Origin of the sequence: Serratia sp. 22278, from assembly GCF_052045405.1 — a bacterium.
In the GTDB taxonomy this organism is placed as follows: Bacteria; Pseudomonadota; Gammaproteobacteria; order Enterobacterales; family Enterobacteriaceae; genus Serratia; species Serratia marcescens.
In genome coordinates, this window is sequence record NZ_JBQEOW010000002.1 from 302,147 (window position 1) to 326,602 (window position 24,456).

Annotated in this window: 25 protein-coding genes and 1 tRNA gene; 6 read left to right on the forward strand and 20 right to left on the reverse strand. The window is 58.7% G+C overall.

Going from position 1 to position 24,456, the window contains the following annotated elements; all coding sequences use genetic code 11:
* Positions 1-126: 126 nt before the first annotated feature.
* The 3 genes from fadJ to ACTJJ6_RS06060 form a co-directional block, all read right to left on the reverse strand.
* On the reverse strand, positions 127-2,292 hold the full coding sequence (gene fadJ, locus ACTJJ6_RS06050; RefSeq protein ID WP_016926849.1) for a fatty acid oxidation complex subunit alpha FadJ: 2,166 nt from the start codon (positions 2,290-2,292) through the stop codon (positions 127-129).
* The gene (gene fadI / locus ACTJJ6_RS06055) at positions 2,292-3,602 is read right to left on the reverse strand and encodes an acetyl-CoA C-acyltransferase FadI (RefSeq protein WP_016926848.1); all 1,311 of its coding nucleotides are present in this window, start codon (positions 3,600-3,602) and stop codon (positions 2,292-2,294) included. The genes fadJ and fadI overlap by 1 nt, the downstream gene beginning before the upstream one ends.
* 196 nt (positions 3,603-3,798) lie before the next feature.
* The gene (locus ACTJJ6_RS06060; protein WP_072270911.1) at positions 3,799-4,095 is read right to left on the reverse strand and encodes a YfcZ/YiiS family protein; all 297 of its coding nucleotides are present in this window, start codon (positions 4,093-4,095) and stop codon (positions 3,799-3,801) included.
* Between the two features lie 405 nt (positions 4,096-4,500).
* Between ACTJJ6_RS06060 and fadL the strand changes: the two genes are divergently transcribed.
* Positions 4,501-5,823 carry a long-chain fatty acid transporter FadL gene (gene fadL / locus ACTJJ6_RS06065; RefSeq protein ID WP_033634181.1) on the forward strand — a complete coding sequence of 441 codons (1,323 nt, stop codon included), beginning with the start codon at positions 4,501-4,503 and terminating at the stop codon, positions 5,821-5,823.
* A gap of 118 nt (positions 5,824-5,941) precedes the next feature.
* On the opposite strand, the gene mlaA is transcribed toward fadL, so the two are convergent.
* The 10 genes from mlaA to ccmA all read right to left on the reverse strand — a co-directional run bounded on the left by mlaA (position 5,942) and on the right by ccmA (position 13,795).
* Positions 5,942-6,700: a phospholipid-binding lipoprotein MlaA gene (gene mlaA / locus ACTJJ6_RS06070; RefSeq protein WP_033639746.1), complete on the reverse strand. Its 759-nt coding sequence runs from the start codon at positions 6,698-6,700 to the stop codon at positions 5,942-5,944.
* Positions 6,701-6,728: 28 nt separating this feature from the next.
* The gene (gene ccmI, locus ACTJJ6_RS06075) at positions 6,729-7,943 is read right to left on the reverse strand and encodes a c-type cytochrome biogenesis protein CcmI (RefSeq protein ID WP_240430193.1); all 1,215 of its coding nucleotides are present in this window, start codon (positions 7,941-7,943) and stop codon (positions 6,729-6,731) included.
* Positions 7,943-8,410, reverse strand: coding sequence for a cytochrome c-type biogenesis protein (locus ACTJJ6_RS06080; protein WP_193842991.1), 468 nt, complete (start codon positions 8,408-8,410; stop codon positions 7,943-7,945). Before ACTJJ6_RS06080 ends, ccmI begins: the two co-directional genes overlap by 1 nt.
* A complete protein-coding gene (locus tag ACTJJ6_RS06085) occupies positions 8,407-8,958 on the reverse strand; it encodes a DsbE family thiol:disulfide interchange protein (RefSeq protein WP_016926842.1) in 552 nt (183 codons plus the stop codon). The genes ACTJJ6_RS06080 and ACTJJ6_RS06085 overlap by 4 nt, the downstream gene beginning before the upstream one ends.
* Positions 8,955-10,925 (reverse strand): heme lyase CcmF/NrfE family subunit, encoded by a 1,971-nt coding sequence (locus ACTJJ6_RS06090; protein WP_016926841.1) that lies wholly within the window; start codon positions 10,923-10,925, stop codon positions 8,955-8,957. The genes ACTJJ6_RS06085 and ACTJJ6_RS06090 overlap by 4 nt, the downstream gene beginning before the upstream one ends.
* Positions 10,922-11,416 (reverse strand): cytochrome c maturation protein CcmE, encoded by a 495-nt coding sequence (gene ccmE, locus ACTJJ6_RS06095; RefSeq protein ID WP_004936264.1) that lies wholly within the window; start codon positions 11,414-11,416, stop codon positions 10,922-10,924. Before ccmE ends, ACTJJ6_RS06090 begins: the two co-directional genes overlap by 4 nt.
* Positions 11,413-11,649, reverse strand: coding sequence for a heme exporter protein CcmD (ccmD, locus tag ACTJJ6_RS06100; RefSeq protein ID WP_016926840.1), 237 nt, complete (start codon positions 11,647-11,649; stop codon positions 11,413-11,415). The genes ccmE and ccmD overlap by 4 nt, the downstream gene beginning before the upstream one ends.
* Positions 11,646-12,383 carry a heme ABC transporter permease gene (locus ACTJJ6_RS06105; protein ID WP_004936270.1) on the reverse strand — a complete coding sequence of 246 codons (738 nt, stop codon included), beginning with the start codon at positions 12,381-12,383 and terminating at the stop codon, positions 11,646-11,648. The genes ccmD and ACTJJ6_RS06105 overlap by 4 nt, the downstream gene beginning before the upstream one ends.
* A 120-nt stretch (positions 12,384-12,503) precedes the next feature.
* On the reverse strand, positions 12,504-13,163 hold the full coding sequence (ccmB, locus tag ACTJJ6_RS06110) for a heme exporter protein CcmB (RefSeq protein ID WP_016926839.1): 660 nt from the start codon (positions 13,161-13,163) through the stop codon (positions 12,504-12,506).
* Positions 13,163-13,795 (reverse strand): cytochrome c biogenesis heme-transporting ATPase CcmA, encoded by a 633-nt coding sequence (gene ccmA / locus ACTJJ6_RS06115; RefSeq protein ID WP_048795088.1) that lies wholly within the window; start codon positions 13,793-13,795, stop codon positions 13,163-13,165. The genes ccmB and ccmA overlap by 1 nt, the downstream gene beginning before the upstream one ends.
* 229 nt (positions 13,796-14,024) lie before the next feature.
* Here ccmA and ACTJJ6_RS06120 point away from each other — a divergent pair, with 229 nt between their 5' ends.
* Both ACTJJ6_RS06120 and ACTJJ6_RS06125 read left to right on the forward strand, forming a co-directional pair.
* Positions 14,025-14,951 carry a formate/nitrite transporter family protein gene (locus ACTJJ6_RS06120; protein ID WP_049300086.1) on the forward strand — a complete coding sequence of 309 codons (927 nt, stop codon included), beginning with the start codon at positions 14,025-14,027 and terminating at the stop codon, positions 14,949-14,951.
* A gap of 129 nt (positions 14,952-15,080) precedes the next feature.
* Positions 15,081-15,155 (forward strand) — tRNA-Arg (locus tag ACTJJ6_RS06125).
* 93 nt (positions 15,156-15,248) lie between these two features.
* On the opposite strand, the gene ACTJJ6_RS06130 is transcribed toward ACTJJ6_RS06125, so the two are convergent.
* The 4 genes from ACTJJ6_RS06130 to ACTJJ6_RS06145 all read right to left on the reverse strand — a co-directional run bounded on the left by ACTJJ6_RS06130 (position 15,249) and on the right by ACTJJ6_RS06145 (position 19,244).
* Positions 15,249-16,523, reverse strand: coding sequence for a lactonase family protein (locus ACTJJ6_RS06130; protein ID WP_228009737.1), 1,275 nt, complete (start codon positions 16,521-16,523; stop codon positions 15,249-15,251).
* 20 nt (positions 16,524-16,543) lie between these two features.
* Positions 16,544-17,344, reverse strand: coding sequence for a helix-turn-helix domain-containing protein (locus ACTJJ6_RS06135; RefSeq protein WP_016926835.1), 801 nt, complete (start codon positions 17,342-17,344; stop codon positions 16,544-16,546).
* 703 nt (positions 17,345-18,047) lie between these two features.
* Positions 18,048-18,269: a hypothetical protein gene (locus tag ACTJJ6_RS06140; RefSeq protein WP_004936288.1), complete on the reverse strand. Its 222-nt coding sequence runs from the start codon at positions 18,267-18,269 to the stop codon at positions 18,048-18,050.
* A gap of 6 nt (positions 18,270-18,275) precedes the next feature.
* On the reverse strand, positions 18,276-19,244 hold the full coding sequence (locus tag ACTJJ6_RS06145) for a DUF4013 domain-containing protein (protein WP_049300090.1): 969 nt from the start codon (positions 19,242-19,244) through the stop codon (positions 18,276-18,278).
* Positions 19,245-19,472: 228 nt separating this feature from the next.
* Here ACTJJ6_RS06145 and ACTJJ6_RS06150 point away from each other — a divergent pair, with 228 nt between their 5' ends.
* The 3 genes from ACTJJ6_RS06150 (at position 19,473) to dsdC (ending at position 22,750) form a co-directional block, all read left to right on the forward strand.
* Complete coding sequence (locus ACTJJ6_RS06150) at positions 19,473-20,969, forward strand: PAS domain S-box protein (protein WP_440803062.1); 1,497 nt, start codon at positions 19,473-19,475, stop codon at positions 20,967-20,969.
* 134 nt (positions 20,970-21,103) lie between these two features.
* Positions 21,104-21,355: a CsbD family protein gene (locus ACTJJ6_RS06155; protein ID WP_016926832.1), complete on the forward strand. Its 252-nt coding sequence runs from the start codon at positions 21,104-21,106 to the stop codon at positions 21,353-21,355.
* 465 nt (positions 21,356-21,820) lie between these two features.
* A complete protein-coding gene (gene dsdC / locus ACTJJ6_RS06160) occupies positions 21,821-22,750 on the forward strand; it encodes a DNA-binding transcriptional regulator DsdC (protein ID WP_049300091.1) in 930 nt (309 codons plus the stop codon).
* A gap of 11 nt (positions 22,751-22,761) precedes the next feature.
* On the opposite strand, the gene ACTJJ6_RS06165 is transcribed toward dsdC, so the two are convergent.
* From ACTJJ6_RS06165 to ACTJJ6_RS06175, 3 genes are read right to left on the reverse strand one after another with little or no spacing between them, the layout of a single operon-like run.
* Positions 22,762-23,064, reverse strand: coding sequence for a hypothetical protein (locus tag ACTJJ6_RS06165; RefSeq protein ID WP_143778416.1), 303 nt, complete (start codon positions 23,062-23,064; stop codon positions 22,762-22,764).
* 3 nt (positions 23,065-23,067) lie between these two features.
* Positions 23,068-23,991, reverse strand: a complete 924-nt coding sequence (locus ACTJJ6_RS06170) for a DMT family transporter (protein WP_337055658.1) — start codon at positions 23,989-23,991, stop codon at positions 23,068-23,070.
* Positions 23,992-24,037: 46 nt separating this feature from the next.
* Positions 24,038-24,328, reverse strand: a complete 291-nt coding sequence (locus ACTJJ6_RS06175) for a hypothetical protein (protein WP_028127760.1) — start codon at positions 24,326-24,328, stop codon at positions 24,038-24,040.
* Positions 24,329-24,456: the final 128 nt, after the last annotated feature.

The window sequence follows — 24,456 nt, forward strand, 5'->3', positions numbered from 1 at the left end:
GTCAAGCTAACTTACCGCTGCCTGCGCCTTGCTGTACAGCCTCACCGGCTGACGCTGTTGCAAGGAGTGATGGCGATCACAACGCGACCCTGTTGCAACTATAGTGCAAATCGGGCCGTCCTGCGTTCAGCTCCCCTGCGGGTAAAAACGCTCGCCCTGCTGCGCCATGCGCTGCAAGCGTTCGCACGGCGCAAAGTGCTCGCCGTGCTGCTGGCGCAGGTATTCCAACGTTTTCACCACTTTTTCGGCGCCGAGCTCGTCCATATAGCGGAACGGGCCGCCGAGGAACGGCGGGAAGCCGATGCCGAACACCGCACCGATATCGCCGTCGCGCGCGCTGCGGATCACGCCTTCATCCAGGCAGCGCGCCGCTTCGTTCAGCATCATCATCACGCAGCGCTGGGCGACGGTCGCCGGCAGCATGTGCGACTTCGGCGTGACGCCGAGCAACGTATACAATGAGGTATCCGCACGTTTACGCCGCTGCCGCTGCTGCCCTTCGCTCGGGTAGAGATAGAAGCCGCGGCCGTTCTTGCGCCCTTTACGCCCGTCCTTCAGCACCGCATCGAACGCAGCCGGCGCGGCGAAACGCGGCCCCAGCGCCTCGACCAGCACGGGAATGATTTTGGTGCCAACGTCGATGCCCACTTCATCCAGCAGGGTAATCGGGCCGACCGGGAAACCGAAGTCCACCAGCGCCTTGTCCAGCGACTCCATCGGCTCGCCTTCCAGCAGGCAGCGCGCCGCTTCGTTGATGTACGGCGCCAGGATGCGGTTGACGTAAAAACCGGCGCTGTCGCCCACCACGATGGCGGTCTTGCCCTGCTTGTGCGCCAGCGCCACGGTGGTGGCGATGGTCTCTTCGCTGGTGCCGGCGTGCGGGATCACTTCCACCAGCGGCATTTTATCCACCGGGCTGAAGTAGTGCAGACCAATCACCTGCTGCGGCCGCTGCGCCTTTTCGGCGATGTGGCCGATAGGCAGCGAAGAGGTGTTGGAGGCGAACACGGTATGCGGCGCGCAGTTTGCTTCGACCTCGGCCACCATCTGCTGTTTCAGCGCCAGATCCTCAAACACCGCCTCGACCACGATATCCGCCTGCTCAAAGCCGGTGTAATCGGTAGAGCCGGAGATCAGCATCATCTGTTTTTGCCGCTCCGCCGGGCGCATGCGCTTGCTGCGTACCCGTTTGCCGAGCACATCCCAGCTGTATTTCAGCGCGTGATTGATGCCGGTTTCATTGATGTCTTTGATGCGAACCGGCAAACCGCCGCGCGTGGCGGTGACACAGGCGATGCCGCCGCCCATCAGGCCGCCGCCGAGAATGCCGACGCGATGCAGGGCATGCGGCTTGGCATTGCCGCCCCGCTCTTTTTTCAGCGCGGTGGAGGCGAAGAACAGGCTGCGCAACGCCGCCGACTGAGGCGTCATCGCCAGCTCGCCAAAGGCGCGCGCTTCGGCCTCATAACCGCTGGCGCTGCCGTGATCCAGCCCGGTGCGCACCACCTGAATAATGCGCTCCGCCGCCGGGTAGTTGCCGTGGGTTTTCGCCAGCGTTTTTTTGCGCACGATGCTGAACAACAGATTTCTGCCCAGCGGGCCATTGAGCAGGCGATCCTGCCACGGCAGCTCGCGCTGATGCTTCCAGCCCTGTTTCACCCGCTCGATGGCGGTCTGCAACAGGATCGACTGCGGCACGGCGTCGTCCACCAGCCCCATGCGCAGCGCCTGGCGGGCGCGAATGTGCTTGCCGGTCAGGATCATGTCCAGCGCCTTGGCGGCGCCGATCAGGCGCGGCAGGCGCTGAGTGCCGCCAGAGCCCGGCAGCAGGCCCAGCTGCACTTCCGGCAGACCGAGCGCGGTTTTGTCATCCAGCGAACAGACGCGGCCGTGGCAGGCCAGCGCCAACTCCAGGCCGCCGCCAAGGCAGGCGCCGTGGATAGCGGCCACCACCGGCACCGGGAACGCGGCGATCTGCGCCAGCGTGCTCTGCCCTTTCTTGGCCAGCGTTTCCGCCTCTTTGGCGCTGGTGCAGGCGGCGATCATGGTGATGTCGGCGCCGGCGATAAACGAGTCCGGCTTGCCGGAAACGATCACCAGCCCTTCCAGCGCGGTATGCTGCTGCGCCCGGATCAGCACGTCATTCACCTGTTCGACGAACTCGGCCTTGAGTGTATTGACCTTGTCGCCCGGCACGTCGATGGTGATCACGCCGATATTGTCGGGGCGAATCGTCAGCTGAAAGGCCGACGGTTTGGCCCGCTGTTCGTGCAATGCGTTTTCGGCACTCATTATTCCACCTCCACGATCATCGCGGCGCCTAACCCGCCGGCGGCGCAGGCGGTGGTCAGGCCCAACCCGCCGCCGCGGCGTTTCAGCTCGCGCAGCGTCTGGGTGATCATGCGCGCGCCGGTGGCGGCGAACGGGTGGCCATAGGCGATGGAACCGCCCAAGACGTTGAATTTGTCCATGTCCACCTCGCCGATCGCCTGGCTGCGGCCAAGCTTCTCGCGGGCGAACGCTTCGCTGGCGAACATCTTCAGGTTAGCCAGCGTTTGCGCGGCGAAAGCTTCATGCATGTCGATGAGCGTCAGATCGGCCAGACCGATGCCGGCGCGATCCAGCGCCAGCGGCGTGGCGTAAGAAGGCCCCAGCAGCATGTCTTCCCACACGTCGATGGCGGCGAAGGCGAAACTGCGCAGATAGCCGAGCGGCTGCAGCCCCAGCGCTTTGGCGCGCGATTCGCTCATCATCAATACCGCCGCCGCGCCGTCGGTCAACGGCGTGCTGTTGGCCGCGGTGACGCTGCCATGCTTGCGATCGAACGCCGGTTTCAGCTTGGCGTAGGAAGCCAGGCTGGAGTCTTTGCGGATATTGTTGTCTTCGGAAAGCTGCGCGCGGTAAGGCGGCACGTAGGCCGTCATCACCTCATCGCGCAGCCACCCCTCACGCCAGGCTCTGGCCGCCAGTTCGTGGGAACGGTGCGCCAGCGCATCCTGCGCTTCGCGGGTGATGCCGTGGCTTTTCGCCATCTGCTCAGCGGTATCGCCCATGCGTAGACCGGTGGAATACTCCGCTACCGCCGGCGGCACCGGCATCAGATCGCGGAATTTCAGCCGGCTGAACAGTTTGAGACGCTGCGACAGCGTGCGCGCCTTGTTGACGTCCACCAGCGTGCGCGCCAACGCCTTGCTGACCCCGATCGGCAAGACGGAAGAAGAGTCTGCCCCACCGGCGATGCCGACGCTGATGCTGCCGGCCATGATGCTCTCCGCCACGTTGGCGATCGCCTGGAAGCTGGTGGCGCAGGCGCGCGACACGCTGTAAGCGTCGGTATGAACGCTCATACCGGTGCCAAGCACGATTTCACGCGCGATGTTCGGCGCCTCGGGCATTTGCACCACCTGGCCGAACACCAGCTGTTCGATCAGTTTTGGATCGATGCCGCTGCGCGCCAATAGCTCGCTCACCGCCGTTTTCCCTAAATCCACCGCCGGAATGCCGTGATAGGCAGTCGCCTGTTTGGCAAAGGGGGTACGCAGTCCATTCACAATCGCAATGCGGTCACCATGACGGGTCACCAACGGCAGTGCCTTACTCATAAATGCTCCTGAAGAAAATAACGTCAGCGCAATGGGCAGAAAGAGGTCTGACCTGATGAGGTCATTGTTAACCAAACGGTTACATTTGGCAAACCGGCAGAGATCAAAACTGCGAGCAGGCGCACTTTCTATGGGGAACGAGGCGGAGAAGGAAATCCCCGGCGCGCAGCAGGCGGCGCCGGGGGTAAAGCGGGGATTAACGCAGGCCGAGCTGGAAGATCAGGGTTTCCGCCTGGCAGGCGAAGGTGAAATCGGCCTCCAACTGCACGCCGCCGTCAACCGGTTTAATGCTACTGCTGATGTCACAAGGATCGGACTCGACCGCGCGCGCCTTTTCGCTCAGGGCCGCCAGCATCGCCTCCGCATCTTGTTGATTACCGAACACCTGGCTGTAGGACGCGGTGCAATCGGTGTTATCCATCACGGTGCCGACATCCACGCAGCAACACGCGGCGGTTTCCTGGGCGCTGCATTTATTAATTGCATCTGACATGATTGGTTCTCCTCAAGGGCCTCTGTTATCAGCCCAAATTGCCGTTTCACTCACCGGCACAAAGCCACAAAATTCTGCGGGTATTTTACGCTTCCACGCCGGCAATCACTAGCACTTACTTTTACTGGGTGTTTTAAGTGATGGAAATCACAAATAAAAATGAGCGTCTGCTAAGGAACGGTAAGAATTTTGTTATTTACCGCTGTCTTTTTGTTAAGCAGATCTCTTTTTTGATATCAGGTTGGAAATATTTCAAAAACAAACTTGCAACAATTTCACAGGTCAGACCTATACTTCAGCCACTGGTCTGATTTGTCTGAACGATAACGGACCCTACAATCCCGCGCTCCTTGTTACTTCGTGTAACAATAGTTTAAATAATAAACACATAATGAGGTTTTGGTCATGAGCCAGAAAAACCTATTGACTAAATCAGCTCTCGCAGCTGCAGTGGCAATTATTTCTTCAAACGTGTCTGCCGCAGGATTCCAGCTGAATGAGTTCTCATCAGCTGGTTTAGGACGTTCGTATTCTGGCGAAGGCGCCATGGCGGATACGGCGGCTTCCGCAAGCCGCAACCCGGCGTTGTTGATGATGTATACCCGTCCCGAGCTGTCCATCGGTGCAGTCTTCATCGACCCGGACGTTGACATCACCGGCAAATCGCCTTCCGGCGCCAGCCTGGACTCCAAAAATATCGCCCCTGTCGCCTGGGTGCCGAACCTGCATTATGTTCACCCGATTAACGATCAGTTCGCCGTAGGCGGCTCGGTCACCAGCAACTTCGGTTTGGCGACCGAATTCAACGACGGTTATACCGCCGGCGCTTACGGCGGTAAGACCGATCTGACTACCGTTAACCTCAACCTGAGCGGCGCCTACCGTCTGAATCAACACTTCAGCTTCGGTCTGGGCTTCGATGCGGTGTACGCCAAAGCCAAACTGGAACGCTACGCCGGTGAATTGCCGAAACTGATCGCAGGTTCCGGCCAATTACCGCCGCAGCTGGCCGGTCCGGTATCACAGATCCCGGCTGATACCCAGATTTCGCATCTGAAAGGCGATAAATGGGGTTACGGCTGGAACGCCGGCATTCTGTACGAAGTGGACGAAAACAACCGTTACGGCTTCACCTATCGCTCCGAAGTGAAAATCAAGTTTGACGGCGATTACAAGAGCAGCCTGCCATCGGCCTATAACCCAATTCTGGGTTCCCTCGGCCTGCCTTTGGGCACCAACGGCAGCACCATTCCGGGCTCTCTGGATCTGAACCTGCCGGAAATGTGGGAGCTGTCCGGTTACAACAAAGTGGCGCCGCAGTGGGCTATCCACTACAGCCTGGCTTACACCAGCTGGAGCCAGTTCCAGGAGCTGAGAGCCACCGGCAACAACGGCCAGACCCTGTTCGAGAAGCATGAAGGCTTCCGCGATGCCTACCGTATCGCGCTGGGCACCACCTACTTCTACGACGACAACTGGACCTTCCGGACCGGTATCGCCTTCGATGACAGCCCGGTGCCCGCCCAAAACCGTTCGATCTCCATTCCCGATCAGGACCGTTTCTGGCTGAGTGCCGGTACTACCTATGCGTTCAACAAAGACGCCTCGGTTGATGTCGGCGTGTCCTACATGCACGGCCAGAAAGTCACCATCAACGAAGGCCCTTACACCTTCAACTCGGTGGGTAAAGCCTGGCTGTACGGCGCCAACTTCAACTACCGCTTCTAATCTCGCCTGAGATGGATGCCAAAGCGCCCCCTGGGGCGCTTTTTCTTTGCCTGCCGCTTGCCGCCGGCATAAAAAAAACCCGCCTGACGGCGGGTTTTCATTGGCATAATGCCCGGGATTACTGCGAGTCGATCTCGTCCAGTTCGCCCTGAATCGCCTTGGCGTTCGGGTTCTCTTCCGGCTTGAGCGAGCCGCCGTTGGCGATGAAATCGTGGCGCTGGAAGTAAGCCTCGCGCACCATGACATAAGGATCGGAAGAGTTGCGCAGCAGGCCGTCGGAATCCAGCAGTTGAGCGCGGGTTTCGATACCCTCGACCACCCATTTGCCCGCCGACATCCAGAAGGTCAGGTAGCTCAGCATCGGATACAGCGTATCCGCAAAGTCGCCGCCTTCGTCACGCAGCGTGAAGCTGCCGTAGCCCGGCAACATCACGTACGGGCCGTAACCCACATCGTAATGGCCCAGCGTACTGCCGAAGCGGTTCGGTTCTTCGCGCGCCAGTTTCGGGTTGGCCATGCCGGCCACGTCGATCAGACCGCCCATCCCAAGCAGGGTGTTCAGGAAGAAACGGTTGAAGTGGATCATCCCGCGGTAGGGATCGCCCTTGAGGAAGGCGTTGACCATGCTGGCCGGCTCTTCCAGGTTGGAGGTGAAGTTGCTGATGCCGTTACGCGCCGGCATCGGCACGTAGTCGCGCCAGGCCACCGCTACCGGACGCAGAATATAAGGATCCAGGACGTTGTAGTTGAAGTCGAACATCGTCCGGTTAAATCCTTCCAGAGGATCGGAACGCCCTTGCGGCTCATTGTCTGGCGCGCTGGCACAGCCCACCAGTAATGCCGCTGCGAATGCCACCCCAGTCAGGCGAAAGTTCATATTTTTCTCCATAAAAACACGTTCGGTCTTATTTTTCAGGGACCTGCTTGTTTATCTGAACGCTAACCTGCTCTTTACCGCTGAATGTCTGCAGCGAGCTTTCGCCGAACCAGTCCCCCGGCTGCGGCGTGGCCAATCCGTCCTGTGAGAGGCGCACACGCACCTGCACCTGATGCTGTGCCGAGAGTAGACGCTCGGGCATCATGGCGTTGCTGTCGTCCAGAGAGAAAGACAGCGGAAAACGGCTCAACGGCAATTGTTTTACCGCGACCGGCACCGGGCTGACGCCGTCGGTCACCGAGATAACCAGCGTCCCCTGCGGCGGCATGGCTTTCGCCGCCTGCGGTGACAGTGAAACAGTCACATTCAGTTTAACAGTTTCTCCGCCGGCCTGGGCTTTTGCTTGTGCAATACTGCGCTTTATCACTTCCGCGCGCGGATCGTTAGCCGGCAGCAGCTGCAGCATCACTTGCCAGGCGCCGATCGCCTGTTTGAAATCGCCCTGTTCGAAGGCATTGAACGCCAGCAGGCTCAGCACCCGCGGATCGCTGTGGTTTTCCGCGATCATGCGCCGCAACAGCTGCGTCGCCTGCTTGTTATCCTCCGGATCGTTGGATCGCGTCAAGACCTCGGCATAGCCGAGCCGCACTTCCAGACTATTCGGATCCAATTGATAAGCATGAGCAAAGGCCTGCGTGGCGGTAGTGGCATTGTTCAACGCCATGCCGACGCGCCCCAGCATCATCCAGTCGTTGATATTGCGATCGTCCTGCTGCAGCGCGGTGCGCAGCCCCAGCCCGAGACGGGCAATCTCTTCCATGCTCAGCGGTTTGGCGCGCTCATTGGCGACGCGCTCGCGCAATTCCGGCATTTGCGCCTGCACCATGCGCCAGTCCAGCACCTGCGCCAGCCCGCCGGTTTTCAGATAAAAGCCAACGGTCACCGCCAGCAATAACAGCACGCCCGGCACCAGCGCCCAGCGGTTGATCGGTTTCGCCTGCGCCATCTGCTCGGCCGGGATGTCGTTCAACAGGTTCTGTTGCAACTCTTTGACCAGTTCCGGACGCTCGGCTACCACGCCCTGCAGCTCATCCTGCTCCAACTCGCTGAGGCGATCCTGATAAAACGCCTTGTTCAACGCATCGCGCGTGGCGGCGCTCTGCTTGCCGTGGCGCATCGCCGGCACCACCAGCAACGCGGCGGCGCCGGCCAGCAACACGCAAATAATCAGCCAAAAAGCCATTAGGGTTTCTTCCTGTCAGTCTCTTGCAACAGCGCCGCCAGGCGCTGCCGTTCCCGTTCGGAGAATGTATCGTCCACCGCCGCCTCGGGCTTGCGACGGGTGCGCAGGATCACCACCGCCCCGCCGATCAATACGAACAGCAGCGGGCCGATCCACAAGATCAGCGTCGCCGGCGTTACCGGCGGCTCGTAGGTGACGAAGTTGCCATAACGCGCCACCATGTAATCGATGATCTGCTGCTTGCTTTGCCCCTGCATCATCAGCTCGTACACTTTGGTGCGCATGTCGGCGGCGATAATGGCGTTGGAATCGGCAATGCTGTTGTTCTGGCATTTCGGGCAGCGCAGCTGTTCGGTCAACTCGCGATACTGCTGCTCCTGCTCGACGGAGTTGAAGCGATAGGTATCGATCGCCGCGGCGGCGCTCCAGCTCAGCAGCGCGGCGCACAGCAGAACAATCAACCTCATGCCTCACCCCCGTACTTTTTATACAGCGGCAGCACTTCCTGCTGCCAGACGCGCTCATTCATGTCGCCGGCGTGGCGATAGCGAATGATCCCCTGGCCGTCGATAAGAAAGGTCTCAGGCGCGCCGTACACCCCGAGATCCAACCCCAGCATGCCGTCGCCGTCGTACAGGCTGAGCGCATAGGGATTGCCCAGGGAATTCAGCCAGGCCACCGCCTTGGCGCGATCGTCTTTATAGTTCAGGCCGACCACCCGTACGCCGCGCGCCGCCAGCGTATTGAGATACTGATGTTCCGCGCGGCAGGTCGGGCACCAGGTGGCCCAGACGTTGAGCAAGATCGGCTTACCGTCGCGCAGCACCGCCTGATCGTAGGTTTTGCCGGGCTGGTCCAGCGATTCCAGCTTGAAGGTCGGCACCGGTTTGCCGATCAGCGCCGACTCCAGCATGGTCGGATCTTCGCCGCCCGCGTTGCGCGTCAGCTGCACCATCAGGGCCGCCACCAACAGCAGGAAAAGTATCAATGGGATAAACAGCAGCTTACGCTTCATGATTGCGCCTCCAGCTTGCCTTCGCGCTTGAGCTTTTTGCTCATGCGATAACGCGGGTCGAGAATGCACAGCAGGCCGCCGATCGCCATAAAGACGCCGCCGAACCAGATCCAGCGCACGAAGGGTTTGTAATACAGACGCACCGCCCAAGATCCGTCTTCCAGCTCCTCGCCCAGCGCCGCGTACAGATCGCGGCTGAACCCGCCGTCGATCGCCGCCTCGGTCATCATACTACGCGCCACGCTGTAGTAGCGTTTCTCCGCATGCAGCGTCGCCTCCGGCTTGCCGTTGCGCGTCACGTCGATAATGCCGACGCCGCCGCTGTAGTTCGGGCCGCGAATGTCGTGCACGTCGCGGAACACGAAGTGATAATTGTGGATATCCACGCTGTCGCCGGCCTTCATCCGCACGTCGCGCTCCACGCTGTAGTTCTGGCTGAAGGCGATGCCGATCACCGTCACCGCCACGCCGAGGTGGCCGAGCACCATGCCCCAATGGCTGCGAGACAGCTGCCGCAGACCGCGCCAGAAACCGTGGCGGTGGGTGGCGCGCTCATGCAGCTCCATCAGCGTCAGGATGATCACCCACAGCGCCATGATCAGGCCCACCACCGTCATGCCGGCGATGCTGTCCTGCAGCAGCCACGGCAGCAGAATCGACAGCACCAGCGTCACCAGCAGCGCCACGCCGAGGCGGCGCCACAGCTTGCGCGGCTCATCGCGGCGCCAGCGCACCAGCGGCCCGATGCCCAACAGCAGCGCCAACGGCGCCATCAGCCAGGTGAACATGGTGTTGAAGAACGGCTCGCCGATCGAAATGCTGCCCAGCCCCAACTGTTTGTGCACCAGCGGCAGCAGCGTGCCCAATAGCACCACCAGCATGGCGGCGATCAGCAACACGTTATTGCCCAGCAGGAAGGTCTCGCGCGAGAAAGTCTCGTGCTGCACCCGGCTGCGCACCTGGCCGCCCTTGACCGCGTACAGCAGCAGCGAACCGCCGATGACGATCACCAGATAGGCGAGAATAAACATGCCGCGCGCCGGATCGGAGGCGAAGGAGTGCACCGAGACCAGCACGCCGGAGCGCACCAGGAAGGTGCCCAGCAGGCACAGCGAGAAAGCGGTTATCGCCAGCAATACCGTCCAGGCTTTGAACGTGCCGCGTTTCTCGGTCACCGCCAGCGAATGCATCAGCGCGGTGCCGGCCAGCCACGGCATAAAGGAAGCGTTCTCCACCGGATCCCAGAACCACCAGCCGCCCCAGCCCAGCTCATAGTAGGCCCAGGCCGATCCGAGCACGATGCCCAGCGTGAGGAACACCCAGGCGGCGGTGGTCCACGGGCGCGACCAGCGCGCCCAGGCGGTGTCGAGCCGGCCGGCCATCAGCGAGGCGATGGCGAACGCGAAGGCGACCGAGAAGCCGACATAGCCCATGTACAGCAGCGGCGGGTGGAAGATCAGGCCGATATCCTGCAGCAGCGGGTTGAGATCGCTGCCGTCGATCGGGAAGTTAGGCAACGTGCGGGTGAACGGGTTGGAGGTCATGATGATGAACAGCAGGAAGCCGGCGGTGATCATGCCCATCACCGACAGCACCCGCGCCACCGCGTCCTGCGGCATCGCCCGGCTGCACAACGCCACCGCCAGCGACCAGCAGCTCAGCAGCAGCACCCACAGCAGCAGCGAACCTTCGTGCGCCCCCCAGGTGGCGGCGATGCGGTAATACACCGGCAGTTGGGTATTGGAGTTGGTGGCCACGTAGGCGACGGTAAAGTCATTGACCACGAAGGCATGCACCAGGCACAGGAACGCCAGCGCAATCGCCGCGAACATGCCGTAGGTCAGCGGGCGGGCCACCGCCATCATGCGGCTGTCCTGCCGCGCCGCGCCCCACTGCGGGTAAATGCTCAGCAGCAGCGCGATCGCCAGCGCCAGGCACAGCAGAAAACTGCCCAGTTCCGGCATCATGACTTGGCGCCCTCCGCCTGCGGCGCGTTATACGCTTCCGCCGGCCCTTTGTGATTCTCTTTCATCGCGTCGGCCACTTCCGGCGGCGTATATTTCTCGTCGTGCTTGGCCAGCACTTCGCGCGCGTTGACCACGTTGCCCTCGCCCAGCACGCCCTGCGCCACCACGCCCTGCCCTTCGCGGAACAGATCCGGCAGAATGCCGGTGTAGGTCACGCCGATCGCGCCGCGCGCGTCGTAAATCTTGAAGCTGACCTGCAGCGTATTGGGATCGCGTTTCACCGAGCCCGGCATCACCATGCCGCCGATGCGCAGCCGTTGGCCGACCTCGGGCTTCTCATGATTTTCGCCCTTGCCCTGCAGGATCTCACCCGGGGTATAGAACAGATCGATGTTGGAGCGCAACGCGTACAGCATCAGGGTCGCGGTCAGCGCAATACCGATCAGCACAACGATCGCCAGATAAAGGCGGCTTTTACGACGTGGATTCACAATGATTTCTCCCGCGGTGCGGCGGATTTTTGTTTTGATTGTTGCGCATGGCGAATGCGCCGCTCGCGCGCCTGACGGCGGCCGATCTCGGCGAGCAACTGCCGCCGCTGCCAGACGGTGTGCGCCACCAGCCCCAACAGCGAAATCAGCGTGGCGGCGACCGCCAGCCAGACGTAGAAGGCATAACCGCCCATGGCGAAAAACGCCGGCCAGGAATCGAATGCGGCATTCATGACTGACGCTCCTTGTTCACCAGCCCGGCGACCCACGGGCGCTGGCGCTCCTGGAACAGAATCAGATTGCGCAGGCGCATCAGCGTCAGCGTGACGAACAACAGCAGGTAGCCGAGGATCGCCCAGCGCAGCGGGGTGCGCATGCTGGGCGCGATGGATTGCTGCATGTTGGTCGAGCCCTGATGCAGCGTGTTCCACCATTCGACGGAGAAATGGATGATCGGAATGTTCACCACGCCCACCAGCACCAGAATGCCGGCGGCCCGGCCCGCCAGGCGGCGGTCTTCGAAAGCGTTATACAGCGCGATGACGCCCATATAAAGGAACAGCAGCACCAGCTCGGAGGTCAGCCGCGCATCCCATACCCACCAGGTGCCCCACATCGGCTTGCCCCAGGCGGAGCCGGTCACCAGCGCGATAAAGGTGAACACCGCGCCGATCGGCGCCATCGCCGCCACCACGGTATCGGACATTTTCATCTGCCACACCAGGCCGATAAACGCCGCCACCGCCATCGAGGCATAGATGCCCATCGACCACATGGCCGCCGGCACGTGAATATAAATGATGCGGAAGCTGTCGCCCTGCTGATAATCCTTCGGCGCGAAGCCAAAGCCCCATGCCCAGCCAAGCAGCAGGCAGGCCGCCGCCGCCAGCCCCAGCCAGGGGATAAAGCGGCCGCAGACATGATACAGCCGTTCAGGCCGCGCCAGTTGATGTAACCATTTCCACATTGTCGTCAGTGCTCACGGTAATTTTTATGCGTCGGCCGCCTCGAGCGTTCGAAACGGCGAAAATCTTCTGCGGGGTACGCTCTTGCCGGCCTTGCCCCGTCTGTTCATTCAATTTGTTAGCTAGTGCACGCTCACTCGCAGCGCCGCTGCGGCAGCAAACGGCGCCAATGTCACGCTGCCCGCCAGCATCGCGCCGAGTATCGCCAGGTAACCGTCGATCGGCATGCCCATCGCGGCGGCGTCGATCGCGCCGGTGGCGAAGATCAGCACCGGGATATACAGCGGCAGCACCAGCAGGCTGAGCAGCACGCCCCCTTTGCGCAGGCCGACGGTCAGCCCCACGCCGATAGCGCCGATCAGGCTCAGCGTCGGCGTGCCGAGCAGCAGCGTACCCGCCACCGCCAGCCAGGTTTGCATATCAAGCGACAACAGCAGCGCCACCAGCGGCGACAGGATCAGCAGCGGCAATCCCGTCACGACCCAGTGAGCACACACTTTGCCCAGCACCGTCATCGGCAGCGGCGTCGGCAGCAGCAACAGTTGCTCCAGCGAGCCATCGAGAAAATCGTCGCGAAACAGCCGCTCCAGCGACAGCAGCGAGGCCAACAGCGCCGCCACCCATACGATGCCCGGCGCAATGCGCGCCAGCAACTGCGGCTCCGGGCCAATCCCCAACGGGAACAGCGTGATCACAATCAGGAAAAACCACAGCGGGTTGACGATCTCCGAACCTTTACGGCAGGCGATTTTCAGTTCGCGACGCACCAGGGTCAAAAACATCACAAACTCCCCGCGTCGTGTTCCGCCAAACGAATTTTGCCCACCGTTTGGCTGACGCCGGCCAAATCCTGATGGGTGGTCAACAATACCATGCCGCCCCGCTGCGCATGTTGCTCAAAAAGGCTAATCAACTCGGCCACGCCCTGTTTATCGATCGCCGTTAGCGGCTCATCGAGGATCCACAGCGGCGCCGCGCTGAGCCACAGGCGCGCCAACGCCACGCGCCGCTGCTGCCCGGCGGAAAGCTGCGCCACCGGCAGATCTTCGTAGCCCACCAACCCCACCTGCTCCAGCGCGCGCCAGATAGCCTGATGCTCGACCGCGCCGCGCACCGCCTGATAAAACTGCAGGTTTTCGAAGGGTGTCAATACGGCTTTTATGCCCGGTTGATGGCCGATAAACAGCAAATCTTGCTGGTAATCCGCGCGAGCGCGCAGCGTGTCACGCCCGCGCCAGCACACCTCACCGCCGTCCGGCCGCGCCAGACCGGCGAGGATGCGCAGCAAACTGGTCTTGCCCGCGCCGTTCGGCCCCTCTACCTGAATGATATCGCCCGGCTGAACTGAAAAGCTTAGCTCGCTAAACAGGATGCGTTCATCACGCACGCAACTCAGACTTTTGGCTTCCAGCATCGGGGAACTCATATTTTTCTTTGGGATAGCGAATCATAGCATAAGCCTTTCCCCACACGCAGCCCGCGGGGGGCGCGCCGAGGGGCCAATATGGCGAGCAGGATCAAGAATGCGCGGAAAAAAGCGGCGGATTTTAACTCTTGTTACCTTTTTCTGTATTTCGCCGCATTTAGGCCGGGCAACTACGCTTAATGACGTGACCTCACCCTTATTGAGCAGGAGCGACAGCATGAACGAACAGCAACGCCAGGAGCACGAGCAGGATGAGACGATGCGGGTAGAGAGCGAAGAACAGGAACAGGGCAAGCGCGAAATCGAAGTCAGGGAAGAGAATCTGCCGTCGCGCGCGGCGGCGGTGCATGAACAGATCCGGATGGAAGGCGAAAAGGAGCTGGAGCGCGACGGGCTGGCATTGCTGTGGTCGGCGATCGCCGCCGGGCTGTCGATGGGCGCCTCGCTGGCGGCGAAAGGCATTTTCCACGCCCGCTTGCCGGACGATCCCAGCCGCTTTTTCATCGAGAACCTCGGCTACACCTTCGGTTTTATCATTGTCATTATGGCGCGCCAGCAGCTGTTTACCGAAAACACCGTCACGGCGGTATTGCCCATCATGCACAAACCCACGCCGCGCAACCTGCTGATCCTGCTGCGCCTGTGGGGCGTGGTGCTGCTCGGCAACCTGATCGGCACCGGGCTGGCGGCGCTGGCGTTTACCCATATGCCGCTGTTCGACGCCGAAACGCGCGGCGCCTTCATCAGCCTGGGCGAAGAGGTGATGCGCCATACGCCGGGAGAAATGTTCGCCAACGGCATCCTGGCCGGCTGGATCATCGCCACCATGGTATGGATGATCCCGGCCGCCGGCGGAGCGAAAATCTGGGTGATCGTGCTGATGACCTACCTGGTGGCGATTTGCGATCTGACCCATATCGTGGTCGGTTCGGTAGAGATCCTCTATCTGGTGTTCAACGGCGCGATTGGGTGGCAGGAATTCGTCTATCCGTTCGCCCTGCCGACGCTGGCGGGCAACATCATCGGCGGCACCTTTATCTTTGCGTTGATAAGCCATGCGCAGATCCGCAACGATTTGAGCGCCCAAAAACGGGCGGCGCGTCAGCAACAGGAAAAACGGCGCCACGGCGGGGAAAAACCGTGATCGCCGTCGGTTAGGCGAGGAAATTTCGGCGCTAACTGGCGAGGTATTGAGCAAACGCGCCGCTAAGCGCTTATTCTGCGGGTAAAAAAAGGTATAATGCCTCGGCAGCTTCGGTTGCCAGCCCGCAGCGTCCCCGTAGTTAAACGGATATAACAAGCCCCTCCTAAGGGCTAGTTACTGGTTCGATTCCAGTCGGGGACACCATTATTTATTATCAAGCCATTCCCCATCATCAGCACCCGCAATCCCCCTTCTCCACGCCTCAGACCCGATTTCCTCCGCGCGTTATAATTGGCATCAATTAAAAAACTTGATATCCGTCGGCGTAGAAATCGTCGCCGCCTCACCTTTGGCCTTCAACTCGCCCGTCTCATCATCGAAATCGAACAGCGTAACGGTATTGGTGAACACGTTCGTGACATAAAGATGGTTGCCGGTGGCATCGAAAGCGAGCGCACGCGGCTCAATGCCGCCGGCCTCATAGCGCGTCGTCTCCCCTGGCAGCCCATCCCCACCAATTTTTAATACCAGCAAATGGTTATCGGCACCGCGATTGGTGGCAATAAGATATCTCCCGCTCGGGCTGAGGATAATGGCTCCGCCGCTTTTCGCCTCCGCGGAATCCTGCCCGCCGTTCAGTTTCACTTTTCCTTGTAGCGTCAATCGATGGTCACTGACGGTAAACGCCTCGATTTCACCCGCCATTTCGGTGATGACATAGGCATACTCGCCTTTCGGCGAGAACACCATGTGCCTTGGGCCGGCGCCTGGCGCAAAGCTGACATCGCGCGATGCATCCGCCTGTAACGGCTGTGCGCTATCCGAGCGATAGCGATAGGCGTGCAGCTTGTCCCCGCCGAGATCCGCCACATACAGATATTTACCATCGCGGCTGAAGGTGGTTGAGTGCGCATGGCCCCCTTCCTGGCGCCCCTGCACGACGCCAGAACCTGATATAAACGGATAATGCTGCACCCGTTCACCCAGTTTGCCGTCACTGCCAATTGGCAATACCGTCATCCCCGCGCCGCCTTTGGCGACGGAGTAGTTGGCGACAAACAGAAACTTGCCATCCGGACTGAGGGTGGCGTGCGTCGGCTGCTGGCCCGCACTGTTCACCGTATTCAGCACCCGCACGCTGCCAGCGTCGTCTATTGCCAAGGCGGTCACCGTTCCCGCGTTCTCCTCATTGGTGGCATAGGCGAAACGGCCATCGCGAGATTTTACGATCCACGATGGGCTGTTCATTTTAACCACGTCGAGCAGCGTTAACGTGCCGTCGCCATTAACCGTCAGGCGATAGAGCCCTTCGCTGGGTCTTGCCGGTTTCTGCACCGCAGGCGCATCCGGAATATGGGTCCAGGTACCGACTAACGCTATTTGCTGATGTTCCCGATTATTGGCCATCGCATTTCCTGAAAACATGAGAAAAATTAACACCGCAGTTAATTGAATGCCCGGCCGGCCTAAGCCGGCAACGATTGTTCGGCCAGGTGCAGACAATATAGAAGATAGCATAAAGCGAGCTTGAGGCCGCTTATTAATCGAGTCGAGAGGTTTTTCTCTATTCATGATGTTTTCTTGCCTCATCACTATGTCACAGGAATAAGTATATCGACATTGACAACCTTCCCATTTAGATCCTCTTGCCTGTATAACTCTATAAAAAAGCTCTCCCGCATTTTGACATTGATAGCTGGCAGATAAGCGTCATACATTACATCGAAAAAGTCAATATATTCTGACAACTCCCCCGTAAAGGGAATGACAATATATTTACCCATAGGGATATAGAAGTTAAAAATGGAATGGAAAACCTCTTGCCCCTTGCTGTTGGAATGCCATTTATTACTCCTTTTCTTTTCCACATTACATGCCCCCCGCTGCTTGCTTAACCATTTTTCATTGGTCTGGGCAATGTCGCCGGCATCTCTGAATTTTCTTATAGAATGAAAAATCAGCGATTTGTAATGCTTTAACATCTCAATGTCATCCGGCATGACCGTGTGGTAGAAATAGGGTTTCTTATCGTTGCCATACGGGGGGATCTGCGTGGAAAAATCCCACCCCCGGCTGTTTCTAAAGCTGTTGGGCGTTTCGCCAAAGAAACGTTTGAATGCCCGCGTGTAACATTGTTGTGAGGCAAACCCGGATGCCAGGGCGACATCCAATATGTTCCCTTGGTGCTGTTTGAGCAGAATAGCAGAGCGACTCAGTTTTCTATTTCTTATATAAGTCCCTAGCGTTATACCAAAATAATGCTTAAACAGCCGTTGCAAATGCCATTTAGAGTAACCTGAGATAATGGAAACCTTTTCAACTGACAGCCCCTCGACAATATTCTTTTCCATATATTCCAATACCTGCAAAAGAATATCTTTTCTGTAATCCATATGTGCTCCTTGCTTTTATAAGATTCGCGTCCTTTTTATTAAAATCGTTAACCAACCAAACCAAGTCATTAAGATTAATCCTAAAAAAAACCAGCCTGTCAATTCATTTTTTTCGGCATAGGAAAAACTATCGCATAAATAACTGAAAATGATCATGTTATATAAATCTCTCCGCAAGAAACCCATAAAACAAAATCAACTCGCGTAAAGTGCACTCATCAAAGATGCACTTGCCACACCAGGTAGAATCACACTTTTTGCTAATTGTTTTACCTTAAAGTGTTTTTTACAGCCAGATTTCATGGCCGAATAGGAATTTCATCATCACAAATGAAAACGCATTTTATATGCTTGGCCCGCCGATAAAACGTACTGCGGAAGAGATATAAAAGTATGGCCGGCAGTCAAAGAAGACGGGAGGGATAAGCTCAAGGCTGAACATCGGTCTCTATAATCTCGCGTCGCAATAGCGCGTTTCTTTTTTATCGTTCCTGCGCAGAGAAAACGGATATCTTAACAAACCTTGCTCGATGCCCTATTTTACAAACCGCGCCCATTGGGAACCCTGTCTACGCCCATGAATCGCCCATATCTCCCCCGGCAAAATACCGAGCCGACTCGCCCGCGCCTTGTTGTCAGAACGGCCGGCGGCCGCAAACAAAAAGCCCGGCTCGCGAGGCAGGGCTTTTCATTAACGGCCTGATTAATCAGCCAGGTTGTCGATCTCTGCGGACCTGTGCTTGCGCAACAGGTACAGCAGCAAAGACACCCGCCGCTCGGTGCGCTCCGGAGTATCCGGCGGCAGGTTGTAGCGCAGGGTATAACGCTCGTTGTTCTCGTTGCAGAAATCGATGACGAGCACGGGAGCTGAGGCCCCCGCTACTTTTCGATAATTCAGCGAGATGCACGACAGATTTTTTTTCATCTCAACTTACCGCGCGACAGTGCGGCGGGTTGATTCGGCAATCCGCCCCACGCCGGCGCTCAACGCAGCGCCCAACAGCAGCACCAACAACGACCCCCACGCGGCGCGAGACAGCTGTTTGGCTGCTTCATCGGCCGCTTCACGCGCTTTCTGTTCGGCCTCGGCCTTGAGTTTTTCCACTTTCTGCACCGCCTGCTGGTAAGCCTGAGCGTAGTTATCGACGATTTGGCTCGCTTCATCGCGGCTCTTGCCGGTGCGCGCCGCAACGATATTCACCAACGCATCCTTGTCGGCCGCGCTCAACGTCGGCTCACCGGACTGCTTGACGCGGTCGAACCACTGCTTAAGCTCAGAGGCGGCCTGCGCCGGATCGGCAGCCGCGTCCATGGCCGATTGTTTGCCATCAGCGGTCGCTCTATCGGCCTTCTGTTCTAACCGAGACGGATCCAGTTCCGGTTTGCCGGTCTGCTTGAGCGTGGTGTTCAACTGATTTTCCAGGCTTCCCCAGTCAAGGCTGATGCCCTTTTTATCCAGCTGCTGCTTGAGGCCTTCGCCCACGTTTGGCGCCGCCGCCGCCAGGCCGCTGCCCGCCAGCGAAAGCCCTTTGCCCACCGCGCTGCCCGCCAGCCCCACCACGCCGCTCGCCAATGAAACCATCAGCCAGGTGGTCAGCAAGGTGGTGATCGCCCAGCTCAGCAAACCATGCAAGCCGCCGCGATTCGGTGCGGCGCGGCCGGCGACGAACGCGCCTGCGGCCAGCGATGCCAACGTTGAAACCAGCAGCCAGATCCCGGTGCCGGTGCCAAAGCCGCTCAGCGGATTGCCCTGTTGCATCATATCCACGGCCTGAGCGCCAATAGCCGTGCCCAGCACGCTGAAGGTCAGATAAGTCACCAGCGCCACGGCACTCCCGGCCAATATCGAGCCCCATGACACCTGAAACGCTAAGCGATTTGATTCATAGACAGTGGTCATCGTTGTTCCTTATATTTTCTGGACAAGTGATTGCACGCACGGCGGATAACCGCGCAGACAAATTCAGTCTGCCGCGCGGCGTTGTCGGCCGTCCCGGTTCATTTGCATCAGAATGCCTAGTGCATTCACACCCTGCGAATACGCACGTTATGCACTAAGCTGCTCAGCGAGTAGCGTAACCCGCGGCCCCCTTAAGCGGCCGTCCCCCTTCTGTCTAGCGGAGAACACATGAGCCAATCCGTTTTGGCCAGCGAAACCCACCGCGGCCACCTGCAGCAAATCATCTCCGGCTTGTCCGACGGCGTGATCCTGACGGATACCGATCAAACCTTGCTATGGGCCAACGAGGCCGCGTTGGCCATGCATGGCGTGAGTCATCAGAAAGCTCTGGGGGCCGATGCCGGCGAGTACGCGGCGCGTTTTGCCCTGCGCTATCGCAACAATCATCCGCTGGTTTTGGAACAGTACCCGCTGAACCGGGTTGCCGAAGGCGAAACCTTCACCGATGTGGTGGTGGAGGTTCGGCAGGTCGACGATCCGGACAGCTTCTGGGTGCACCGCCTGCGGAGCCTGATTATCACCGATGCGCAGGGGCAGCCGGAGCTGCTGGCGCTGATCCTGAGCGACGCGACGGAGTGGGCCAGCGCCGAACAGCGTTTTGAAAAAACCTTCAACGCCAATCCGGCGCCGGCGGTCATTTGTCGGCTCAGCGACCTGCGCTACGTCAAGGTCAACCAGGGGTTCCTTGATATGACGGGTTATCAGCGTGAACAGGTCATGGGGCGTTCGGTTTATGAACTCGACGTTTTGGAACAGGCGGAGCACAAAGAGCTGGCGGTGCAGCGCCTGGGGGAAGGCGCCACCATCCCGCAGATGGAGGCCGAGCTGAAACTGCCCGGCGGAGGAAGCAAGCTGGTGGTGGTTGCCGGCCAACCGCTGGATATCAATGAAGACGACTGCATGCTGTTCACGTTCACCGATCTCGAACCCCGACGCCAGGCGGAATCGGCGCTGCGAGAAAGTGAAGAGCGGTTCGCCAAGGCATTTCGCCTGAGCCCGGTGCCGACGTTGTTATGTACCGCGCACGAACGGCGCGTGCTGGATGTCAACGAAGCCTTCACCCGCGCCACCGAGTACGCCGCCGAAGACTTGATCGGCAAGACGGTCGGAGAGATCCCGTTTATTGACGATCCGGAGGCGAACCGCCGTTTGTTTGCCGCCCTGGAAAAAAGCGGCAACGTCGAAGGGCTGGACATCCGGGTGCGCAAGAAGGGGAGCGAGTCGATTGACTGTGTGGCCTCGGCGGATGCCGTCAGCATCCACAATGCGCCCTGTTATCTGCTGGTGCTCATGGACATTACCGAACGCAAACGCTCGGAGCTGGAGCTGGTAAGCGCCATCGAAGAAGTGATGCAGGACGCCTCCTGGTTCAGCCAAACCCTGCTCGAAAAACTGGCCAACGTGAAAAGCATCAACCGGCCCGACCAGGCTGGATTCACCGCCAGCGATCTCACGCCACGCGAGCGCGATGTGCTGGAATTGATTTGCGAGGGGCTGCCGGACAAGAAAATCGCGGCGCGCCTCAATCTGGCGCTCAACACCATCCGCAATCATGTCGCGACGGTCTATTCCAAACTCGGCGTGCACAGCCGCAGCGAAGCCATCGTCTGGGCCAGAGAGCGCGGGCTGTTTACCGGCGGAGCGGCCTCCAGGAACGGCAAGTAGCCTGCAAATGCACTACCCAAACAGATGCAAACGCCCCTTATAGGCCAAAAGTGAAGTGCATAACATGGCGGTGCAAATGCAGGCTTTCGCTCTGTGCGAACGCCAAACGGATCGAACCTTAGGAGCACATCATAATGAACAGCGAAAAAGCCAATGGCATGATGGACAAAGTGGCGGGCAAAGCGCAGGAAATCGCAGGTGACGTCAGCGGTAACGAACGTTGGCAGGCCGAAGGCGTCACGCGCCAGGCAGTGGGCGCGCTGCAAGAAAAATACGGCGACGCCCTGAGCTGCGCCGGCGGTATGATGAAGAAAAACCCCCTCGCCGCGTTGGCACTCGTTGCCGGCGCAGGTTTGTTGGCCGGCCTGCTGCTGCGCCGCCGTTGATACGCGCCGGCGAGCAAACCGCTTTTCCCTGAATGTCGCGCCCGGAGGGTAACCACCGGGCGCAGTTCTATCGACCTGAGGGGGCGTAGTATTATCGATTGATGCCTCCGCTCGTTTGCCGCTGGGATTAACGCGTATTCTGTGTCGCCATGCGACAAATTATTGCGGCGAAAACGTTATATCCCGCAGGGAACATGAGCCTTTATCGTTCAGGCTGCGCACACCGTCTTTACTCGCTGCTTAACGGCACGTCTTTTTATTATATTCGTCCTATTGCTGATTATCATAACCCTCTCACTCAGTGCGCCCACTGCCTGTTATTTCCGGTTGTTATGCAAGCAAGTGAATTTCCCTGCAACATAACGATATCTCTCAGCGTAAAAACTGAATATATCAATCAGTCTGGGTTTATCCTCCGCGCCATTAAATGTTAATATTGCCGTATTATGCGCATGGAGAAATAGCATGTTCCCCAGTAAAAAACATTCGCAGCGGGCAACCCCGCTGACCAGCTATCAATTTTCCCGGCTGCATACTTTCGAATGCGTCGCCCGTCATTTATCTTTTGCGCTGGCGGCGCAAGAATTGTCGATTACCCCCAGCGCCGTGAGCCACCGCATTAATTTGCTCGAAAAGGAATTGGGTTTTCTGCTATTCCAACGCTTTCATCGCCGAATTACGCTGACGCCGGAGGGCGAGCGCATGCAATGGGCGCTGGACAGTTCCTTCAACACCTTGAATCAGGAAATCCTGGACATTAAAAATCGCGAGTTGACGGGGACCTTGACCCTCTACTCGCACCCGTCCCTGGTGCAATGTCTGCTGCTGCCGCGCATCGGCGACTTTATCGCCCAACACCCCACCATTCACCTCAACATTCTGACCGGGCAGGAAATCATCAACCTGGCCAACCGCGGCGTGGATCTGGCGATGTACTTCGGCAAACTGCGCTCGGGGCGGCATCTGGAAGAGGCCTTTATGCAGGAATCGATGGTGCCGATCTGCACGCCGCAGTACGCCGCCGCACACAATCTGTATGGTGCGCCGGAAAACCTGGCTCACTGTACGCTGCTGCACGATCGCTACAACTCCGGCGAAGATGAGTGGCAAACCTGGTCACAACACTTTGCGCTGGGACTGGATACCGACAGTAAAAGCATGGAGTTCGACCGTTCCGATCTCGCGGTGCTGGCCGCTACGCGGCACCTTGGCGTCGCCATGGGGCGGCTTAATCTGGTGCAGGACTGGATCAAAAGCGGCGAGCTGATCATTCCATTCGCCGATATGACCGTGCCCTGCGAACACTGCTATTTTACCTCGACCATCTCCGAGCGGCAGTGGCCGAAGATCCTCGCGTTTAAGCAGTGGATCATGAAAATCTCCCCTCTGGTCTGATGGCCGGAGGGTTAGCGCTCTATTTTGGGAGAATAAGAAAAATGCAGCGCGCAGGCGTAGAGCCGGCCGGCCTTTGAATAAGAGATATATTTGCGGTTTTTATCCCAGGCCAGCAGGGTATTATTGGCAAAATAATAAATCTCCAATTGCATCCCATTAGCCAACCTCGCCCAACTCCGGCTTCTTATTACGGTAAAATCACCGTTATCGCTGAGCGTAATCAGCGGCACGCCCCAGGCATAGCGGGATATTTGCAGCTGAATAATGAATTGGCTTTCGCAGCTTATTTGGTAGTTCTGTACATCAACATCCATAATTTATATTTTTGGTGCCACCCTTCGGTCAACATAAATAAGATATGAACAACTCACTACGATTAACCCCAGTACGATCAGCACGGCACCCAATACAAATTCAATTTGCAATGGTTCGCCGAGAATGACGGCCCCCGCCAGGATGCCGAATACCGGCGTCATAAAGGTGAGAATGCCCAGCGAGGAAGCCTGATAACGGCGCAACAATGAAAACCAGATCAGGTAGCTGAAAAACGACACGATCACCGTTTGGAACAACAGGCTGCTCCACGCCACGGGGCTCAGGACAACGTGCAAATTGTCCGTAGCCAGCGCCAGCAGCGACAGCAGCACACAGGCGCCCGTCAACTGGAACAGCAGCGTCTGTTTGGCCGGGCACTCCGCCAGGCGCGTGGTACGGATCACCAGGGTAGAACCGCCCCAGGCGATCCCCGCCAGCAGGCCATAGAAATCGCCTTTCAGCCGATCGGCCCCGCCGCTGCCCTCGGCCATGCCCGATATGGCCAGCACCACACCGCCAAAGGCGATGAGCATGCCCAGCCACTGCACCGGCGACAGACGCTCCTGACGATTCAGGAAATGCAGGCCAAGGGCAGAAAACAGCGGCGCGGTGTACAAAAACACCGCCATATGCGAGGCGCTGGTATAGCGCAGCCCTTCGGAGACAAAAAAGAACTCCAGCGCGAACAATGCCCCTACGCTCAGACCGGCGCTCAGCGTGGCGCGATCCCAGGTGAAACACTCGCCGCGGCAACGCGCCAACAGGTATACCCCCAGCGCGGCGAGACCCGAACGAATGGCAATTTGCAGCACCGCCGACACATCCGCTTCGGCAGCCTTGATCGCCACCTGCTGCATTCCCCAGATGGCGCAAAGCACCACCATGGCGGCCGCAGCCCTGCCGTCAATACCGATTCTTGCATTCATAATAGGATTCTCGCCGCCGTTGAAATAATCACAGGCTGCCGTCGCGTTATTCTTTATACACCACGATTTCCTGATAAATTTTAATAACCTCACCATCGCTGTCGACGGAGTCGGTATATTCGGTTTGCTGCGCCAAATGAATCACCTTCCATCCTTTGCGCGCCAGTTCCGGGATCGTCAGGCGCCCTATGCCGCGGCAGGAAAACTGGGTATCGTCAGACAGCCTGACCTTACTAACCTCTGCATAATCATAAGCTTGAGAATGACAAACGTGCGATTCCGCCGCCATCGCCGGTAATGAAAACACCCCCACCAACAACATGAACAGATTTCTCATGGCGACCTCCCAATCGCTTATTCCTGCCGACCGATTACGCAGAAAAAGGCTAACGTTAATACGGCGGTGACAGGCTAAAATTAATTATCTCTTGCACGGATAAAATTACAGGCTGACGCCGATGACTG

Excerpts from the sequence above, each read along its gene's own strand:
- fadJ (WP_016926849.1), bottom strand. The coding sequence starts at position 2,292 with ATGAGTGCCGAAAACGCATTGCACGAACAGCGGGCCAAACCGTCGGCC.
- fadI (WP_016926848.1), bottom strand. The coding sequence starts at position 3,602 with ATGAGTAAGGCACTGCCGTTGGTGACCCGTCATGGTGACCGCATTGCG.
- ACTJJ6_RS06060 (WP_072270911.1), bottom strand. The coding sequence starts at position 4,095 with ATGTCAGATGCAATTAATAAATGCAGCGCCCAGGAAACCGCCGCGTGT.
- fadL (WP_033634181.1), top strand. The coding sequence starts at position 4,501 with ATGAGCCAGAAAAACCTATTGACTAAATCAGCTCTCGCAGCTGCAGTG.
- mlaA (WP_033639746.1), bottom strand. The coding sequence starts at position 6,700 with ATGAACTTTCGCCTGACTGGGGTGGCATTCGCAGCGGCATTACTGGTG.
- ccmI (WP_240430193.1), bottom strand. The coding sequence starts at position 7,943 with ATGGCTTTTTGGCTGATTATTTGCGTGTTGCTGGCCGGCGCCGCCGCG.
- ACTJJ6_RS06080 (WP_193842991.1), bottom strand. The coding sequence starts at position 8,410 with ATGAGGTTGATTGTTCTGCTGTGCGCCGCGCTGCTGAGCTGGAGCGCC.
- ACTJJ6_RS06085 (WP_016926842.1), bottom strand. The coding sequence starts at position 8,958 with ATGAAGCGTAAGCTGCTGTTTATCCCATTGATACTTTTCCTGCTGTTG.
- ACTJJ6_RS06090 (WP_016926841.1), bottom strand. The coding sequence starts at position 10,925 with ATGATGCCGGAACTGGGCAGTTTTCTGCTGTGCCTGGCGCTGGCGATC.
- ccmD (WP_016926840.1), bottom strand. The coding sequence starts at position 11,649 with ATGAATGCCGCATTCGATTCCTGGCCGGCGTTTTTCGCCATGGGCGGT.
- ACTJJ6_RS06105 (WP_004936270.1), bottom strand. The coding sequence starts at position 12,383 with ATGTGGAAATGGTTACATCAACTGGCGCGGCCTGAACGGCTGTATCAT.
- ccmB (WP_016926839.1), bottom strand. The coding sequence starts at position 13,163 with ATGTTTTTGACCCTGGTGCGTCGCGAACTGAAAATCGCCTGCCGTAAA.
- ccmA (WP_048795088.1), bottom strand. The coding sequence starts at position 13,795 with ATGCTGGAAGCCAAAAGTCTGAGTTGCGTGCGTGATGAACGCATCCTG.
- ACTJJ6_RS06120 (WP_049300086.1), top strand. The coding sequence starts at position 14,025 with ATGAACGAACAGCAACGCCAGGAGCACGAGCAGGATGAGACGATGCGG.
- ACTJJ6_RS06130 (WP_228009737.1), bottom strand. The coding sequence starts at position 16,523 with ATGAATAGAGAAAAACCTCTCGACTCGATTAATAAGCGGCCTCAAGCT.
- ACTJJ6_RS06135 (WP_016926835.1), bottom strand. The coding sequence starts at position 17,344 with ATGGATTACAGAAAAGATATTCTTTTGCAGGTATTGGAATATATGGAA.
- ACTJJ6_RS06140 (WP_004936288.1), bottom strand. The coding sequence starts at position 18,269 with ATGAAAAAAAATCTGTCGTGCATCTCGCTGAATTATCGAAAAGTAGCG.
- ACTJJ6_RS06145 (WP_049300090.1), bottom strand. The coding sequence starts at position 19,244 with ATGACCACTGTCTATGAATCAAATCGCTTAGCGTTTCAGGTGTCATGG.
- ACTJJ6_RS06150 (WP_440803062.1), top strand. The coding sequence starts at position 19,473 with ATGAGCCAATCCGTTTTGGCCAGCGAAACCCACCGCGGCCACCTGCAG.
- ACTJJ6_RS06155 (WP_016926832.1), top strand. The coding sequence starts at position 21,104 with ATGAACAGCGAAAAAGCCAATGGCATGATGGACAAAGTGGCGGGCAAA.
- dsdC (WP_049300091.1), top strand. The coding sequence starts at position 21,821 with ATGTTCCCCAGTAAAAAACATTCGCAGCGGGCAACCCCGCTGACCAGC.
- ACTJJ6_RS06165 (WP_143778416.1), bottom strand. The coding sequence starts at position 23,064 with ATGGATGTTGATGTACAGAACTACCAAATAAGCTGCGAAAGCCAATTC.
- ACTJJ6_RS06170 (WP_337055658.1), bottom strand. The coding sequence starts at position 23,991 with ATGAATGCAAGAATCGGTATTGACGGCAGGGCTGCGGCCGCCATGGTG.
- ACTJJ6_RS06175 (WP_028127760.1), bottom strand. The coding sequence starts at position 24,328 with ATGAGAAATCTGTTCATGTTGTTGGTGGGGGTGTTTTCATTACCGGCG.